Raw genomic sequence first — 17,398 nt, forward strand, 5'->3', positions numbered from 1 at the left:
TACTGTCTAGAAGTTGAAGTGGTAGATAGCTGTGGCAAATATTAAGTCTGCAATTAAGCGCGTCGAAATCGCGGAGCGCAACCGCCTGCGGAACAAGTCCTATAAATCCGCTGTAAAAACCCTGACGAAGCGTTATATCGAGGCTGTGAACAAGTACACGGTGGATCCAACGCCTGAAGCAAAACAGGAAGTGCAGCAGCGGATGTCGGCTGCCTACAGCAAAATTGACAAAGCCGTCAAGCACGGTATCTTGCATCCCAACAATGGCGCACGTAAGAAGGCGCGTCTGTCGAGAGTGTTCAAAGCAAAAGCAATGGCATCGACCGCGCCAGCCACCGCATCGACTGCATCGGCTTCCTGAATTTAGAAGGGCAATTACCTTAATTTAGAAGGGCAATTACCTTTCGGGGGCGGCGGAGCGATCGGCAAAAAGCCAAATAGTGCTACTGAATTGCGGCATGGCTGTCTTGGGGCGGCGAGCTAGATACAGTGAGCTAGATACAGCAAGCTAAATTATCAGTGACTCTTGGGGAATGGGCTCCCGTCTGTTCAGTCCTACAGAGGGATACCTATTGCACGGAGCGGGTAAGGACATCTACCCCATAAAAAGGGTTACTGGTTGCAACTGCTGTTCTTTAAGATCAAAATTTTGCCCTCATTTTGTCGCTCGGCAACACCCAACAGGTCAAAAGTTGACAGGTTAAAAGTTGGAGCCAATCAGGTTATTGAATCATGCAGTTAATCGACACCCATGTTCACCTTAACTTTGATAGCTTCCAGCCTGACTTAGAGGAAGTCGCCCAAAACTGGCGCAAGGTAGGCGTTGCCCAACTGGTTCACTCCTGTGTAGAGCCTGCGGAATTTGAGCAGATTCGGAGTATTGCGGATCGCTTTCCCGAGCTCTCGTTTGCAGTGGGTTTGCATCCATTGGATATGGACAAATGGACTCCCGACACAGCCGATCAAATTCGGTCGCTAGCTCAATCTGACCCCCGCGTAGTTGCCATTGGCGAAACCGGGCTAGATTTCTACAAGGCAGACGATCGATCGCAGCAGGAGCTTGCATTTCAGGAACAGTTAGTGATCGCCCGCGAACTCGAGTTGCCGGTGATTGTTCACTGTCGTGATGCAGCTGCTCCAATGACAGATTTGCTGCGCGAGTGGGCAAAGTCGGGGACGATGAAAGGGGTGATGCACTGCTGGGGCGGAACGCCAGAGGAAACGAAGTGGTTTCTCGATCTGGGGTTTTACATTAGCTTTAGCGGCATTGTTACCTTTAAGAATGCGACCCAGGTGCAGGAGTCGGCTCAGCTGGTGCCGAACGATCGCATTTTGGTTGAAACCGACTGTCCGTTTCTGTCTCCGGTTCCGAAGCGGGGCGAACGCCGGAATCAGCCCGCCAATGTGCGGTATGTAGCGGAGCAAGTTGCCCGGTTGCGAGGGGTGTCCCTGGAGACGATCGCTGCCCAAACCACTGAAAATGCTCGTCGTCTGTTTAAGCTGCCCATCCTTGAATCTTCGGCGCAAGTTCCCATCGTTATGTCATGATTAGAAAATTTTGTGGGATTCTCAGAAAGAGTACACAAAATGATATAGATCAGCCATAATGGTGTTTGGGACATTAGCGCAATTGAGGTTTAAGGTCAATCCCAGAGCTACGGTTTTTAGTCCTTCTAAAGTTAATTTTCTGGCTAAGCCCGTCTTCTGATTGTTTCAATTATCGAACCCATTGTTTCGAGTTGTTTCGAGCCACTCTGTTGCTAGCAGTTGACGAACTCCATTGTTTAAGTTATACTTCCCCTGCCTTAAAGCGCAGTCTTTTCATCTCCCAGGATTGAACCTCCGCTGGAACTCTACACAATTCATCAATCAATATCGACTCAAGTGAGTGTCGTTCAGTCTTCGGTTTGAGGACTGAAGTTTTTTCGTTAATAGCTTTGCTCAAGTACCGCTGTGCTAGGGGCAATCCCGGCCGCGACCCATCTGAGGAGACGCATGAGTAACCTGACCCAAACTGCACCCACCTTTACCCTACCAGACCTGATCGAAATTCAACGGGCGAGCTTCCGCTGGTTCCTGGAAGAGGGTTTAATCGAAGAGCTGGACAGCTTTTCACCAATTACAGACTATACCGGGAAGCTAGAGCTACACTTCCTCGGCAAGGACTATAAGCTGCGTCGTCCCAAGTATGACGTAGATGAGGCGAAGCGTCGAGATGCGAGCTATGCAGTGCAAATGTATGTGCCGACGCGCCTAATTAATAAAGAAACGGGCGAAATTAAGGAGCAAGAGGTTTTCATCGGCGATTTGCCCCTGATGACCGATCGCGGAACCTTTATTATCAATGGGGCTGAACGGGTCATTGTTAACCAGATCGTTCGTAGCCCTGGTGTTTACTATAAGAAAGAGATCGACAAGAACGGTCGCAGTACCTTCAATGCCAGCCTGATTCCCAACCGGGGCGCATGGCTGAAGTTTGAAACCGACAAGAATGACCTGGTGTGGGTGCGAATTGACAAGACCCGCAAACTGTCGGCGCAAGTTCTGCTGAAGGCACTTGGACTTTCGACCAACGAAATCTTCGATGCGCTGCGTCACCCTGAGTATTTTCAGAAGACGATCGATAAAGAGGGCGACTTTAGCGAAGAAGAAGCTCTGATGGAGCTGTATCGCAAGCTGCGTCCGGGTGAGCCTCCCACCGTGTCTGGCGGTCAGCAGTTGCTCGACTCTCGCTTTTTTGACCCCAAACGCTATGACCTGGGACGAGTCGGACGCTACAAGCTGAACCGTAAGCTGCGCCTGAGTGTGCCGGAAGCGACCCGGGTTCTCACTGCTCAAGACATTCTGGCGGCAGTGGATTATCTAATCAACCTGGAGTTTGACACCGGGAATACCGATGATATTGACCACCTGGGCAATCGTCGGGTGCGATCGGTGGGTGAACTGCTGCAAAACCAGGTGCGCGTCGGCTTGAACCGTCTGGAGCGGATTATTCGAGAAAGAATGACCGTTTCCGATGCAGATGCCCTTACGCCTGCCTCGCTGGTGAACCCAAAGCCGCTGGTGGCTGCAATCAAAGAGTTCTTTGGCTCGTCTCAGCTTTCGCAGTTTATGGATCAAACCAATCCGCTGGCTGAGTTGACCCATAAGCGCCGTCTGAGTGCCCTTGGTCCGGGTGGTCTGACTCGTGAACGGGCAGGCTTTGCGGTGCGCGACATTCACCCGTCGCACTACGGTCGGATTTGCCCGATCGAAACGCCAGAAGGTCCGAACGCAGGTCTGATTGGTTCGCTGGCAACCCACGCTCGCGTCAATGCCTATGGCTTTATCGAAACGCCGTTTATGCGTGTGGAGAACGGTCGTGTCCGTCGTGATATTGCTGCGCTCTACATGACCGCTGATGAAGAAGATGATCTGCGGGTCGCTCCAGGCGATATTCCGGTAGACGAAGATGGCTACATTCTGGGTGAGCAGGTTCCGGTGCGCTATCGTCAGGTGTTCACAGAAACAACGCCCGATGAAGTGGATTATGTGGCGGTTTCCCCGGTGCAGATCATTTCTGTGGCAACCTCGCTGATTCCCTTCCTGGAGCACGACGACGCAAACCGCGCCCTGATGGGTTCAAACATGCAGCGTCAGGCAGTACCCCTGCTGCACCCAGAACGCCCCTTGGTTGGAACTGGACTGGAAGCGCAGGCAGCCCGCGACTCTGGAATGGTAATCATCAGCCGCGTGGATGGCGAAGTGGTGTATGTGGATGCCAACAGAATCCGCGTTCGCGCTGCCAGCAATGGTAGAGAGCATGAGCATACCCTGCAAAAGTACCAGCGATCGAACCAGGACACCTGTTTGAACCAGCGTCCGATCGTGTTTGTGGGCGATCGAGTTGTTGCAGGGCAGATTCTCGCTGATGGTTCTGCTACCGAGAAGGGCGAACTGGCACTGGGACAAAACGTCACCGTTGCCTATATGCCTTGGGAAGGCTATAACTACGAGGACGCGATCCTGATCAGCGAACGCCTGGTCTACGACGATGTCTACACTTCGATCCACATTGAGAAATACGAGATCGAAGCACGGCAAACCAAGCTCGGACCCGAAGAAATTACGCGGGAAATTCCGAACGTGGGTGAAGATGCTCTGCGTCAGCTCGACGAGACGGGAATCATTCGGATTGGAGCCTGGGTAGAAGCCGGAGACATCCTCGTCGGTAAAGTTACACCTAAGGGTGAATCGGATCAGCCGCCGGAAGAAAAGCTGCTGCGAGCTATCTTCGGTGAAAAGGCGCGGGATGTGCGGGATAACTCGTTGCGCGTGCCAAACGGTGAAAAAGGTCGTGTGGTAGACGTGCGTGTGTTTACCCGTGAGCAGGGCGATGAGCTTCCTCCGGGCGCAAACATGGTCGTGCGGGTTTATGTGGCGCAGAAGCGCAAGATCCAGGTGGGCGACAAGATGGCAGGTCGTCACGGCAACAAGGGGATTATTTCCCGGATTCTGCCGAAGGAAGACATGCCTTACCTACCCGACGGTAGTCCGGTAGATATCGTGCTGAACCCGCTTGGTGTGCCATCGCGTATGAACGTGGGTCAGGTGTTTGAGTGTCTGCTCGGCTGGGCAGGTCATAACCTGGGGTCACGATTCAAGATGATTCCGTTCGACGAAATGCACGGCGAAGAAGCATCGCGTTTAACCACCCACGGCAAGCTGAGCGAAGCCCGCGAAGTCACCGGACAGGATTGGGTCTACGACCCAGAGAACCCCGGCAAGATCCAGGTGTTCGACGGACGCACAGGTGAGCCGTTCGATCGCCCCATTACCGTCGGCAAGGCGTATATGCTGAAGCTGGTGCACCTGGTAGACGACAAGATCCACGCTCGTTCCACGGGTCCGTACTCGCTGGTGACGCAGCAGCCTCTTGGCGGAAAAGCGCAGCAGGGCGGTCAGCGATTTGGAGAAATGGAGGTGTGGGCACTCGAAGCGTTTGGCTCTGCCTACATCCTGCAAGAGCTGCTGACCGTGAAGTCCGACGATATGCAGGGACGCAACGAAGCTCTAAATGCGATCGTCAAAGGGAAGGCAATTCCGCGTCCGGGCACCCCCGAATCGTTCAAGGTGTTAATGCGCGAGCTGCAATCGCTTTGTCTTGACATTGCGGCGCACAAGCTGCAAACCCAGGAGGACGGAACTAGCCGCGACGTAGAAGTGGATCTGATGGCAGATGTCGGCAATCGCCGCACCCCGTCCCGCCCCACCTACGAATCGATTTCGCGCGACGAAATGGAAGAAGTCGAGGAGTAAGGTGTCTGGGGCATAGCGTGGGGGCAGTAGGTGAAGGAATCGATATACAGGTTCGACACCGAACTGCCCTTATGCCTCGCTTATCTGTTGAAGAAGTGCCAGAAGCACAAGCAATAAATCTAAGAGGAAGGAATAGCGATGCCAAAGCTAGAGCAGCGATTTGACTATGTGAAAATCGGTCTGGCATCTCCAGAAAGGATTCGTCAATGGGGCGAGCGCACGCTTCCGAACGGCATGGTCGTCGGAGAAGTAACCAAGCCCGAAACCATCAACTACCGGACACTAAAGCCGGAAATGGATGGTCTGTTTTGCGAACGGATTTTTGGTCCGGCGAAGGACTGGGAATGTCACTGCGGTAAGTATAAGCGGGTGCGTCACCGGGGCATTGTGTGTGAGCGATGCGGCGTAGAAGTCACTGAGTCACGCGTTCGTCGTCACCGCATGGGCTACATCAAGCTGGCAGCTCCCGTAGCTCACGTTTGGTATCTGAAGGGCATTCCTAGCTATATGTCGATTCTGCTAGATATGCCGCTGCGGGACGTGGAGCAGATTGTTTACTTTAATTCCTATGTGGTGCTGAACGCAGGCAACGCAGAGAACCTGAGCTACAAACAGCTTTTGACGGAAGATCAGTGGATTGAGATCGAAGATCAGCTTTACAGCGAAGATTCTCAGCTCACCGGAATTGAAGTCGGCATCGGGGCAGAAGCACTCCAGCAGCTTTTGCAGGATCTCGAGCTGGAGAAAGAAGCGGAACAGCTTCGCGAAGAAATTGCCAATTCGAAAGGGCAAAAGCGTGCCAAGCTAATCAAGCGACTGCGGGTAATCGACAACTTCATTGCTACCCAGTCGAAGCCGGAGTGGATGATTCTCTCCGTGATTCCGGTAATTCCGCCCGACCTGCGCCCGATGGTGCAGCTAGACGGTGGACGCTTCGCGACCTCTGACCTGAACGATCTGTATCGTCGTGTAATCAACCGGAACAACCGTCTTGCCCGTCTGCAAGAAATCCTTGCGCCGGAAATCATTGTCCGAAACGAGAAGCGGATGCTGCAAGAAGCGGTGGACGCGCTAATTGATAACGGACGACGCGGACGCACAGTTGTGGGCGCAAACAACCGTCCTTTGAAATCCCTGTCGGACATTATTGAAGGGAAGCAGGGTCGTTTCCGCCAAAACCTGCTCGGTAAGCGGGTGGACTACTCTGGACGATCGGTAATCGTAGTGGGTCCTAAGCTCAAGATCCACCAATGTGGTCTGCCGCGTGAAATGGCGATCGAGCTATTCCAGCCGTTTGTGATTCATCGCCTGATCAAACAGGGTCTGGTGAACAACATCAAAGCCGCGAAGAAGCTGATCCAGCGCAACGATCCGCAAATCTGGGACGTTCTGGAAGAAGTGATCGACGGACACCCCGTGATGCTGAACCGCGCTCCAACGCTGCACCGTTTGGGGATTCAGGCATTTGAGCCGATCCTGGTAGAAGGACGCGCCATTCAGATTCACCCACTTGTTTGTCCTGCCTTTAACGCAGACTTTGACGGCGACCAGATGGCAGTTCACGTTCCCCTCTCACTAGAGTCTCAGGCAGAAGCACGGCTGCTGATGCTGGCTTCCAACAACATTCTGTCTCCGGCAACCGGTAGACCGATCGTGCTGCCAAGCCAAGACATGGTATTAGGCTGCTATTACCTCACTGCAGAGAACCCGAATGCCGTACTGGGAGTGGGTCGCTACTTCTCCAGCATGGATGACGTGATCATCGCCTATGAGCAAAAGGTCGTCGATCTGCACTCCTATATCTGGTTGCGATTTGACGGCGACGTTGAGGATGACGGCAAAGACCGGGAGCCGCAGGAAATTCATCGTGGTGAAGACGGTTCAGTTACCGAACTGTATACAGATCGGCGCGTGCGGAAAGATGCAGAGGGCAATTTGCTTTCGCAGTATGTTCGCACTACACCCGGGCGAGTGATTTACAACAAGACGATTCACGATGCGCTCGTGAGCTAGCAGCAAGCTTGAGCAAATTAGCAGCAAGCAAACAGCGAATTCATCATTACAAAGGTAATCGCAAATGACGGCAGAGCAGCAGGGAAACAAACAGTCTGGTAAGGGGATGCTATTTCGCAACCGCGTGGTGAATAAGAAGCAGCTTAAAAACCTGGTTGCCTGGGCATTCACTCACTATGGGACTGCCCGCACCGCAACAATGGCGGATGAACTCAAGGACCTCGGATTCCGCTTTGCGACCAGAGCTGGGGTATCGATTAGCGTAGATGACCTGATGGTTCCGCCCAGCAAGCGGGATCTGTTGGAAGCAGCAGAAGAACAGGTGCGTGACACCGAAGAGCGGTATACCCGCGGCGAAATTACTGAAGTTGAGCGTTCCCAAAAGGTAATCGATACCTGGAACGGAACTAGCGAAGAGCTGAAAGACGAAGTAATTCGCCACTTTGAAGCCAGTGACCCGCTCAACTCGGTCTACATGATGGCGTTCTCCGGTGCGCGAGGCAATATCTCTCAGGTGCGTCAGCTTGTAGGAATGCGCGGTCTAATGGCAGATCCGCAGGGACAGATCATCGACTTGCCGATCAAGACCAACTTCCGGGAAGGTCTGACTGTAACGGAGTACATCATCTCTTCCTACGGGGCACGGAAAGGTCTGGTAGATACCGCACTTCGAACAGCGGACTCTGGTTATTTGACCCGCCGACTGGTAGACGTTTCTCAGGATGTGATCATTCGGGAAATCGACTGCGGCACCGATCGCGGGATCGTTGTTCGCAGCATGACCGACGGTGAGCGTGTCTTGATTCCCCTTGCCGATCGCCTCTTGGGTCGAGTTGCCGCACGGGACATCGTTCACCCCGAAACGGGCGAAGTGATCATCCCGCGCAACGAGCCGATCTCGGACGACATGGCAAAGCTAGTCGGCAAGGCAAAAGTCGAAGAAGTCATGGCTCGATCGCCCCTCACCTGTGAGGCAACCCGATCGGTCTGTCAGTCTTGCTACGGCTGGAGTCTGGCGCACGCAACTCCGGTAGATATGGGCGAAGCGGTTGGCATTATCGCGGCGCAGTCGATCGGGGAACCGGGAACCCAGCTCACGATGAGAACCTTCCACACGGGAGGAACTTTTACCGGGGAAGTCGCTCCCCAGATTCGTGCCAGCTTTGACGGCACAGTGAGAACCAAGCCGAAGCAGTTCCGCGCTCGTGCCTTCCGCACCCGTCACGGGGAAGACGCACAAATCTCTGAAGTGAACGTCGATATCACTGTGGAATCGGGCGATCGCAAGGAAGTCCACCAGGTCCCTTCGGGTTCGATTATCTTTGTGCGCGATGGTGACAGCGTGAAAGCGAACCAGATGATGGTGGAAATGCCCAGCACGGGTCGCGTTCGCAAAGTCACGGAAAAAGCGACCAAGGACGTGGCTTCGGACATGGCAGGCGAAGTTCGCTTTGCCGATGTTGTGCCGGAAGAAAAGAAAGACCGTCAGGGTAACACGACCCGAATTGCCCAAAGAGGCGGACTAATCTGGATTCTCTCCGGTGAGGTGTACAACCTGCCGCCGGGTGCAGAACCCGTGGTGCGAAACGGCGATCGCGTCGAGCCGAACAGCATTATGGCGGAAACCAAGCTCGTCACCGAAAATGGCGGCGTGGTGCGAATCCCGCAGGAAAGCGAAGGCAAAGGCGGACGGGAGATTGAAATCATCACCGCGTCGGTGCTGTTAGACGAAGCGCAGGTGATCGCCGAAAGCCAGCAGGGTCGGGAACATTATCTGATCGAAACCCAGTACGGACAGCGATTCTCTCTGATCGCCACTCCGGGCACGAAGGTGACGAATGGTCAGGTGGTTGCAGAACTGATTGACGATCGGTACCGGACGCATACGGGCGGCATCATCAAGTTCTCCGGCATCGAAGTGGCTAAGAAGGGCAAAGCAAAGCTGGGCTATGAAGTCGTTCAGGGCGGCACGATCCTGTGGATTCCTGAAGAGGCTCACGAAGTCAACAAAGACATCTCGCTGCTGATGGTGGAAGACGGTCAATACGTCGAAGCCGGAACGGAAGTCGTGAAGGACATCTTCTGTCAAAGCAGTGGTGTGGTCGAAGTGACGCAGAAAAATGACATTCTGCGCGAGATCGTGATCAAGCCTGGTGAACTGCATCTGGCAGACAATCCAGAAGCGGTGATGTCGAAGGATGGCACGATCGTCAATCCTGGGCAGGAAGTGATGCCTGGACTAACGGTGGATGAGCTGCGCTACATGGAATATGTGGAGTCGCCTGAAGGTCCCGCGTTGCTGCTGCGCCCTGTCACCGAATACCAGGTTCCCGATCAGCCTTCGGTTCCCAGCCAGGAGTCCAATAATGAAGAATCGGGTCGATCGATCAAACTGCGGGCAATCCAGCGCATTGCCTATAAAGACAGTGAGCGGGTGAAGTCTGTGGAAGGATTAGATCTGCTGCGGACTCAGCTTGTGCTGGAAATTGAGAAAGATGCGCCTCAGCTTGCGGCAGATATCGAACTAGTTCCCGACGAGAAGAGCGCGGACATTCTGCGGCTTCAGCTTGTAATTCTGGAATCGCTGGTCATTCGTCGCGACATCGCTGCGGATCAAACCCAGGGCCGTACCAATACTCGTTTGCTGGTGAAGGATGGCGACCAAATCACACCAGGAGCAGTCGTGGCGCGTACCGAGATTCTCTGTAAAGAAGCCGGAGAAATTCGTGGGATTCGCGATATAGGAGAAGCCGTTCGCCGAGTTCTGGTCGTGCGGCAGGCGGATCTGGTGTCGTTGGATACCCAGGGACAGGCTCCCAAGGTGAAAGTTGGCGATCTGATCGTGGCAGGAACCGAAGTCGCAGGCGGCGTCAGAAGCGAAGAGTCTGGACAGGTGATTGCGGCATCGGATGGAGAAGTCGTACTGCGATCGGCTCGCCCCTACCGGGTATCTGCCGGAGCGGTACTGCATATTGATGACAGCGACCTGGTACAGCGAGGCGACAACCTGGTGTTGTTGGTGTACGAGCGATCGAAAACCGGAGACATCATTCAGGGTCTACCGAGAATTGAGGAACTGCTCGAAGCCCGGAAGCCGAAGGAAGCCTGTGTGCTGTCGCGTCGTCCCGGAACGGCTCAAGTAATTTACAGTGATGATGAGTCCGTCGAGGTCAAAGTGATCGAATCGGATGGAGTTACAACCGAGTATCCCTTGCTGCCGGGTCAAAACGTTCTGGTCATTGATGGCCAGGAAGTTCGTGCCGGGGAACCGCTCACCGATGGTCCTGCCAATCCCCACGAGATTCTGGAAATCTTCTTCTCCTATTACCGCGAAACGATGGGAACTCACGAAGCTTCGTTACGGAGCTTGCAGGAGGTTCAAACGTTCCTGGTGAACGAGGTGCAGTCCGTGTACAACTCGCAGGGCATTGAAATTTCCGACAAGCACATTGAAGTGATCGTGCGCCAGATGACCTCGAAAGGCAGAATCGAAGACGGTGGCGACACCACGATGCTGCCGGGAGAACTTGTCGAACTGCGCCAGATTGAGCAGGTCAATGAGGCAATGTCAATCACAGGGGGTGCACCCGCAGACTATGTGCCGATCCTGTTGGGTATTACCAAGGCATCCCTCAACACCGACAGCTTTATCTCGGCAGCCAGCTTCCAGGAAACGACTCGCGTTCTAACGGAAGCGGCGATTGAGGGCAAGTCGGACTGGTTGCGCGGTTTAAAGGAAAACGTGATTATTGGTCGTCTGATTCCTGCCGGAACCGGATTTAATGCTTACGAAGACAACGCTGCTGCCGTCGAGATCGATCCAATCTACGAAAACAGTTTGTTTGAAGAAGATATCGATCTGAGCGACGTGGTACTAGACGATCGCACTGCCCGTACCTTCGAGCGCGAAGCCGGATTCGATGTATTCCCGGTACGCGAGCGAGCAGAAGGCGGCGACTACGGCGCAAGCTATGTCGATGATGACTACGGCTCTGTGCTGGACGATGATGACGGCGTGGATGAGGACGGCGACGATGATGAAGAATAACTAAGCGGAAAGGAGGGCTAAATCTTTCGACTTGCCCTCCCGACTGAATCTTATGCTTAAGCAAATTTGAACAGTTTCCTCTGAGTGATTCGTTCAATCATTTAGAGGAAATTTTTTATGGCACAACACTCACTGGAGTCCCGAGTGCCACCATCTCAAATAACCTTTGCACATCCCGGTCGAACATCCGAATGCAGCCGTGGGAAGCCGGAGTGCCAACCGATTCTTCGTTGGGCGTGCCGTGAAACCCAATATAGTTATTACCGTCCGTCCAGAAGCCGATCCAGCGGGTTCCTAGCGGATTTTCTCGTCCGGACGGAATAACTTCTCCCGTAAACGGATTTTGCCAGGCAGGATTTTGGATCATTTGCAGGACGTGATAGTTTCCTGTCGGAGTCTCCCAGCCAGGTCTGCCGACCGCAACCGGAAAGCTGGTTTTCACGCGATCGTTTTCATACACATAAACCCGCCGTGCCCCCAAGCGAATGACTAAACGCATTTGGGGCTGGGGCTTTGGCAAAAAGCGATCAGGAGTTCCCAGCGAGGGCAGATCGGGAGTGGTAATAATCGCCAGTTGCTCGACCGATAAGTTAGGGGCAGAAGGGGTAGGAGTAGGGTTCGTTGGACGAACGGACTGAGCAGGACGAGCAGCAGGGGAACTGCCGGGAACGGATGCCGCAATCGCTGCAGGAACCATGACAAAAGGCAGCGCGATCGACAGCAATAGCCTTTTGCACCGAATCGAGTTTCTCTGACTTGCTGAAATCTTGCTTTTTACCATCGACATATTCTTATGCAGTAACTCATGACGATCGACTTTGCTCGATACTATTTATCCCATTTTATTCCCAGCAAATTTATCCTCCCTCTGACTATTTTTAGCAGGGCGGATTTAATTGTCTCGAAGACTTTGTTGCCCTCGACCCTAGACTCAATGAGCCATACTAGGTTCCCGTACTATTTTGCTAGCAATGAGGCTGCGTATCAGGAAAAAAGCTTTACTCAGTTGGGCGATCTGGAGAAGCCGATTGGGTAATTTGCGCGAGTGCCTCCCGAACCCGGGGCAGGGCAAAAAAGGTTTTGGCATCTGTTAGAAGTCGATCGCCCCACAGGTTTTCCTGCAAAAAATTCACGTCGGCATAGCGATCGTCTAATCGCAGGGCAATCCCCGCTTTCTGAACTGCCTGGTCGGTCTGTCCCTGAGTAAATAAGGCAACCGCTAGCGCAAGCTGAGGCTCTGCCTGATTCTGATCGATCGCAATTGCCCGCTGCCACTCGCGCACTGCCGAAGCCACATCGCCCCGCTCATACAGCACTAAGCCCATATTGTTAATGGCAGGCCAGAATTTTGCATCCAGATCGATCGCCTTGCGATATTCGGCAATTGCCTGGTCGTATTGCTTTAGCTTGTAATAAGCGTTGCCCAGGTCAAACCGTGCTCCGGGCGTATTGGGTCGCAGCCGCAACCCAGACTGAAAATACTGAATTGCCGATCGATAATTTTCCTGCTGAAAGTAGGCAGAGCCGATCGCAAAAAAAACTGCGGCATTCTGCGGGTCGAGCGTCCTTGCCTTCAGTAAAGCAGCGATTGCAGGTTCAGGCTCTTCAAGCTGAAGATGTAGACTGCCCAGCAGTGCCCAAACCTGAGCATTGTCAGGAACAAGCTGAGAGGCCAGCTGTGCCCTTGCAAGAGCCAAACCGTATTGCTGAAACTGCGCCAGTTGAGCGGCTTCCTGGGCTAATCCTAAACCTTCTTGTCTAATTTGCTCATCATCAAGCTGAACAAAGTGAGGAATGAGTGCTTGGGCGTAAACAGGCTGACTGACTCCCCAAGATCCAATAACTAGGAGAAAGGCAAGAAAAGAGAGACGTTTCGGCACAGCTACCTTTGAGGACGAAGACTTTGAGAAACGCGATCGACTAGCGAATTCGCTTCTTAAGATTAGACGATTTGCGATCGATCGTCGCAACAATCTTTGCAAATCCCTGGTCGATGCTTCAGGCAAACTGCTTCAAATCAGCCCAGATTGCGGGAATTCATCCTTCGCCTTAAATCCTTTGCACTGGGTAAGCTCTTGCCCCAAATGCCGGATTGCTGCCCTAATAAATTCTAGAAACAAGACTGCGGTGGGAGAATCCCAAGAGTGTGGTACACTTGTATTAGCAAATATCAGACTGTTGATTTAGGAAGGGCTAGAACAGCGATCGAAACCTGTCTCGTGGTCTGGCTTTGGGCATTGTCTTAGCGTACAGTATCAACTCTAGACAGTATTAACTCTAGAGAAGAATACCCGCGCAAAGCGTTGTCACAGGACTCGTCACGCAGCATAGGAATATCGATCGTTGGGCAGTTCGCCTGGATCGATCGTCTGTTCCTTGCATAACCGACTCCTCAAAACAGTCAGGGTACCCTGTTTTCTTTAATTTGCTTTCGTTAACCGATTGATTCCGCGGTTAACCCCGATTCCTTATCGTGATTTCTGATCATGTAGTTTCTTGTAAAGTGTCTTCATGCGTCTGATCGAAGCGCAACTCGATCGATCGCGACTCCCAGTCGAGCCAGCGTCGCTGAATCTGCAATTCCACTAATGGCTAGACGGTTTGCCTGCTGAAATGCGATGACTGCCTGCTCGGTCTGGGCAGCATACACGCCGTCGATCGTGCCCCGGTAGAAGCCAGTATTTTGCAGGGCAAGCTGAAGCCTTACGACATCCTCTCCCCGATCGCCAATTTGCAATCGATTGACTCCGGGCTGCGGCACTGGCGTGGGAGAAGGTGTGGGGGAAACCGGACGATAACCCTGCAACGCAGTAAGAGTCTCTTCTCCGACAATGCCATCCACAGGCAATCCCCGATCGCGCTGAAATGCTTTCACGCCAGCTTCGGTCAGCGTGGCATAAAACCCAGTCGAAGCCGCATCAAAATAGCCTGCCGATCGCAAAAGATTTTGAATTCGAGTAACTTCTGAACCTGAATCGCCTCGGCGTAGAAAGACTCCAGTTGAGGAACCTGGACGAACTGCAATGAATGTATTGTTAGAACTTGCTCCTGCGACCGGACGCTCAATTGTTGAATTGTTAATTGGAACAACGCCGGCAGAATTCCTGTTTCCGCAGGCTGCGCTGCATAGGGCATTGGCACAATTCGCAGGAACCGTCCGGTTGGTCTCGGTTGCTGGCGCGATCGGCAGATAAGTTGAATCCGCAACACCTGCTCGAAAACCAGGATTATATTCTTCGACTGCCAGTGCAGTTCCTGACAGGAGGGTTGACCAGGCAGCAGTAATGGTAAGCAAGATTCTCAGCGTTGTCGGATTTGCATTGGCGATGGGAAGCAGTTTTCCCTCTGGAGTTATCGAAGCGTCATCGAAGCGATCGGCTAAATTAATCCAATCGTCAGCACCAGACTCCTCATAAGCCTGAGCGATTTGCAGATGGGCAAAAAGTTCCATGCAAAATTCTCCTCATCATGGTGAAAGCAGCGTTACTGAGTAAAAAGGGGACTCAGTAAAAAAAATTTCCTGAGTACATCTTAAAGAGAGGCAATCGAGATGCGCCTGAATAAAAAGGTTGACTCGCAGCAAAAAACTACGAGCCAACTCAACCTGCACTTACTCAGTAACACCTATCGCGGACTCACAAAGGCTAGCCTAAAACTAGCCCAAGATTGATGCCGTTGCCGAACCATAAATGCCATCCGCTACTAGACCGTTTGCCCGCTGAAATGCAGTCAGAGCTGCCTCGGTTGCTGCACCAAAGTAGCCTGTATTCAGTCCCGCTGCGAGAAAACCGCGATCGATCAGCAGGTTTTGCAAACGGGTAACGGAAGCCCCACTGTCACCAAACCGGAGACTGCCGACCGGTTGAGGGTTAACCGGAACAAAGCCAATCAGCGCGCCTAGCGTTGCCGGGCCTGCAATCCCATCCGCCACTAGACCGCTTGCCCTCTGGAAGCTGATAACCGCACTCTCGGTTTGAGAACCGAAGTAGCCTGTCGCTGGAACCGAATAGCCTGCATCAGTGAGGGCATTTTGTAAACGAGTAACTTCGGCACCAGAGCTGCCAAAGCGAAGGTTACCGCTGCTGCCGGGATCGGGCTGAACCGGAACAAAGTTATTCAGTGCTGCAAAGGTTGCCGGACCTGCAACTCCGTCTACGGTCAAACCATTTGCGCGCTGGAAGCGAATGACCGCATCCTCAGTTTGAGAACCAAAGTATGACGTTGTCGCACCAGAAAAGTAGCCAGCATTCGCCAACAAAATTTGCAGATCTCCCACCCTGGCTCCAGAATCGCCGAAGCGAAATGTGCCGGTTCTGCCGCCGGAATCGGGTTCAACCGGAATAAAGCCCTCTAGTGCGTTTAAAGTTGCCGAACCGACGATCGCATCGGCACCTAGACCTCTAGCCGCTTGGAAACTTGTAACAGCACTTTCGGTCAGCGAACCGTAATAACCTGTTGCCGGGACGGAATAGCCCGCACTCGTCAGCAGATTTTGCACATAGGTTACATCAGGACCGCTATCGCCGGGATAGAGCGGAAATGCTTGAGCCTCTCCGGTAGAACCGAGAACAGCAGCAGAGCAAGCTGCCCCCGCCACTACTGCCATCATCTGACCAGAAATTTTAAAGTCCGGAACAGAAGGTAGCCCATTTTGCACACAAACCAAAGCTCTGCTTTCAGAGCTTTCATACTCTTCAGAAGTTTGGAGATATCCAAAAGTCTCCATATTTACTTTCTCCTCAAAACGTGAACTGCAAGGTAATCCCTCTTCAAAGAAGGCAATTCTGGAACTGAGTCGCTCAACTCTGCAAAATGTCCCCTGCCCTGCTTAACGAAGCAGCCCCAAGAGTTAAATCTGCTTTCCCAGAAACACTCTTAGAAGAGATGCTAAATCTGAGTGTATTCATTTATTCTACGAATATCATAATTTTGTCTATTCTGCAACGTTTTAAGCAACTTCTTGCACTGAATTTCCTGAGCAGAAACAGCCCTGATTGCAACTTTGGAATTCATGCTTTGAGGACATTTATTTTGGAGAAAAATACTTTTCTATCAAAAAGTAATTCCGGAGCACCGATACAGATTTCACTTGTTTTTTTCGCTGGTTAGAACACCGTCAGATTGCTCTTTGTAGCTTGCAGGAGCAAACCGCAGTAATTCAGACGAAGCTGTTTCCTGATTGGAAGCTGTTTACAGTTAAATTTCTCCCGGCTTACCTGGCTTTTGAGCAGCCTGCTGTACTCTGAAAGCGATCGGCTGCCTCCTTATCTTCAAGTGCGCTTGCCTGCTTCGATCGCTGAAGGAATACGAGATTGTGATTGAAAAACGAAACAACTCTAGAAAAAGTACACACCAGGGGTAGAGACAAACGGTACACATCAGATTACGGGAAGAACCGGAGTGAATTAAAGTTAAACCTAACGATTCACCCTTTCGAGTGGTGCGCTGGCTAAAATTCTGATGTAAGTGGCACTACATTTAGAGAACAACGGTGAGGTTATAAGTTTTCCTAAGTTATGTCTTAAATTGAGTGTCTTGATAATTTCTTTGGCTTGCTTCGCTGCAAGTTTCTCTTAAGAAGATGATTACCTGCCTTTTATGTCTCGACGAAATCACCCTTACTAAGAACTGAGAATTTAGAGAAAACCGCTCTAAAACGATCGGGCGCTGCTCCTGCCTTCAGGCAATTCTTTTTGTTTGTTGCTAAATCATGAAAAGTCCGCAGGATACCCGTGCTCATTCCTTTCAATCCTGCAACTTTAATCAACCTGCCGATCGGCAAAGGGCGATCGAGTTTATTCTAGCTAGAGAAAAGCTTAAGGTTGATCGAATCAGGCAGTATGGAAAATACTTACGGAGTTTATCTCGCGAACGATCTAAAATTTTTGATGACCAAGTTTGCCAACATGAGAACAAAGTAAAACAGGCAAATTGCTTTCAACGCATACAGTGACAGAGCAGTGCTGGCTCGCCTGATCCGATTTTTGATTGGTTCAGTGCTAATATTGTTGGCTCAGAGGACTAAGCTTTGACTCGTCA

General features: G+C 52.2%; 9 protein-coding genes. 5 read left to right on the top strand and 4 right to left on the bottom strand.

Translation table 11 applies throughout. The features are described 5' to 3' along the window. The first annotated feature begins 31 nt into the window (after window positions 1-31). The 5 genes from rpsT (at window position 32) to NDI45_RS04730 (ending at window position 11,359) form a co-directional block, all read left to right on the top strand. Complete coding sequence (rpsT, locus tag NDI45_RS04710) at window positions 32-361, top strand: 30S ribosomal protein S20 (protein ID WP_348246625.1); 330 nt, start codon at window positions 32-34, stop codon at window positions 359-361. Window positions 362-732: 371 nt separating this feature from the next. After that, window positions 733-1,548, top strand: coding sequence for a TatD family hydrolase (locus tag NDI45_RS04715; protein ID WP_348246627.1), 816 nt, complete (start codon window positions 733-735; stop codon window positions 1,546-1,548). Window positions 1,549-1,995: 447 nt separating this feature from the next. After that, entirely contained in the window at window positions 1,996-5,298 is a 3,303-nt protein-coding gene (gene rpoB, locus NDI45_RS04720; protein ID WP_348246629.1) for a DNA-directed RNA polymerase subunit beta, read from the top strand. Window positions 5,299-5,436: 138 nt separating this feature from the next. Further along, window positions 5,437-7,311: a DNA-directed RNA polymerase subunit gamma gene (locus NDI45_RS04725; protein ID WP_348246631.1), complete on the top strand. Its 1,875-nt coding sequence runs from the start codon at window positions 5,437-5,439 to the stop codon at window positions 7,309-7,311. Window positions 7,312-7,375: 64 nt separating this feature from the next. After that, complete coding sequence (locus NDI45_RS04730; protein WP_348246633.1) at window positions 7,376-11,359, top strand: DNA-directed RNA polymerase subunit beta'; 3,984 nt, start codon at window positions 7,376-7,378, stop codon at window positions 11,357-11,359. A gap of 115 nt (window positions 11,360-11,474) precedes the next feature. Here NDI45_RS04730 and NDI45_RS04735 read toward each other — a convergent pair whose 3' ends face one another. The 4 genes from NDI45_RS04735 to NDI45_RS04750 form a co-directional block, all read right to left on the bottom strand. Continuing rightward, window positions 11,475-12,056 (bottom strand): L,D-transpeptidase, encoded by a 582-nt coding sequence (locus tag NDI45_RS04735; protein WP_190792952.1) that lies wholly within the window; start codon window positions 12,054-12,056, stop codon window positions 11,475-11,477. Between the two features lie 301 nt (window positions 12,057-12,357). Continuing rightward, the gene (locus tag NDI45_RS04740) at window positions 12,358-13,239 is read right to left on the bottom strand and encodes a tetratricopeptide repeat protein (RefSeq protein ID WP_190792953.1); all 882 of its coding nucleotides are present in this window, start codon (window positions 13,237-13,239) and stop codon (window positions 12,358-12,360) included. A gap of 629 nt (window positions 13,240-13,868) precedes the next feature. Further along, window positions 13,869-14,810, bottom strand: coding sequence for a peptidoglycan-binding protein (locus NDI45_RS04745; RefSeq protein WP_348246636.1), 942 nt, complete (start codon window positions 14,808-14,810; stop codon window positions 13,869-13,871). 204 nt (window positions 14,811-15,014) lie between these two features. Continuing rightward, the gene (locus tag NDI45_RS04750) at window positions 15,015-16,085 is read right to left on the bottom strand and encodes a peptidoglycan-binding protein (protein ID WP_190792955.1); all 1,071 of its coding nucleotides are present in this window, start codon (window positions 16,083-16,085) and stop codon (window positions 15,015-15,017) included. Window positions 16,086-17,398 lie beyond the last annotated feature (1,313 nt).

This window comes from Leptolyngbya sp. GB1-A1, assembly GCF_039962475.1.
Lineage (GTDB): Bacteria > Cyanobacteriota > Cyanobacteriia > Elainellales > Elainellaceae > Leptolyngbya_A.

Excerpts from the sequence above, each read along its gene's own strand:
- NDI45_RS04745 (WP_348246636.1), bottom strand. The coding sequence starts at position 14,810 with ATGGAACTTTTTGCCCATCTGCAAATCGCTCAGGCTTATGAGGAGTCT.
- NDI45_RS04725 (WP_348246631.1), top strand. The coding sequence starts at position 5,437 with ATGCCAAAGCTAGAGCAGCGATTTGACTATGTGAAAATCGGTCTGGCA.
- NDI45_RS04750 (WP_190792955.1), bottom strand. The coding sequence starts at position 16,085 with ATGGAGACTTTTGGATATCTCCAAACTTCTGAAGAGTATGAAAGCTCT.
- NDI45_RS04715 (WP_348246627.1), top strand. The coding sequence starts at position 733 with ATGCAGTTAATCGACACCCATGTTCACCTTAACTTTGATAGCTTCCAG.
- NDI45_RS04730 (WP_348246633.1), top strand. The coding sequence starts at position 7,376 with ATGACGGCAGAGCAGCAGGGAAACAAACAGTCTGGTAAGGGGATGCTA.
- NDI45_RS04735 (WP_190792952.1), bottom strand. The coding sequence starts at position 12,056 with ATGGTTCCTGCAGCGATTGCGGCATCCGTTCCCGGCAGTTCCCCTGCT.
- rpoB (WP_348246629.1), top strand. The coding sequence starts at position 1,996 with ATGAGTAACCTGACCCAAACTGCACCCACCTTTACCCTACCAGACCTG.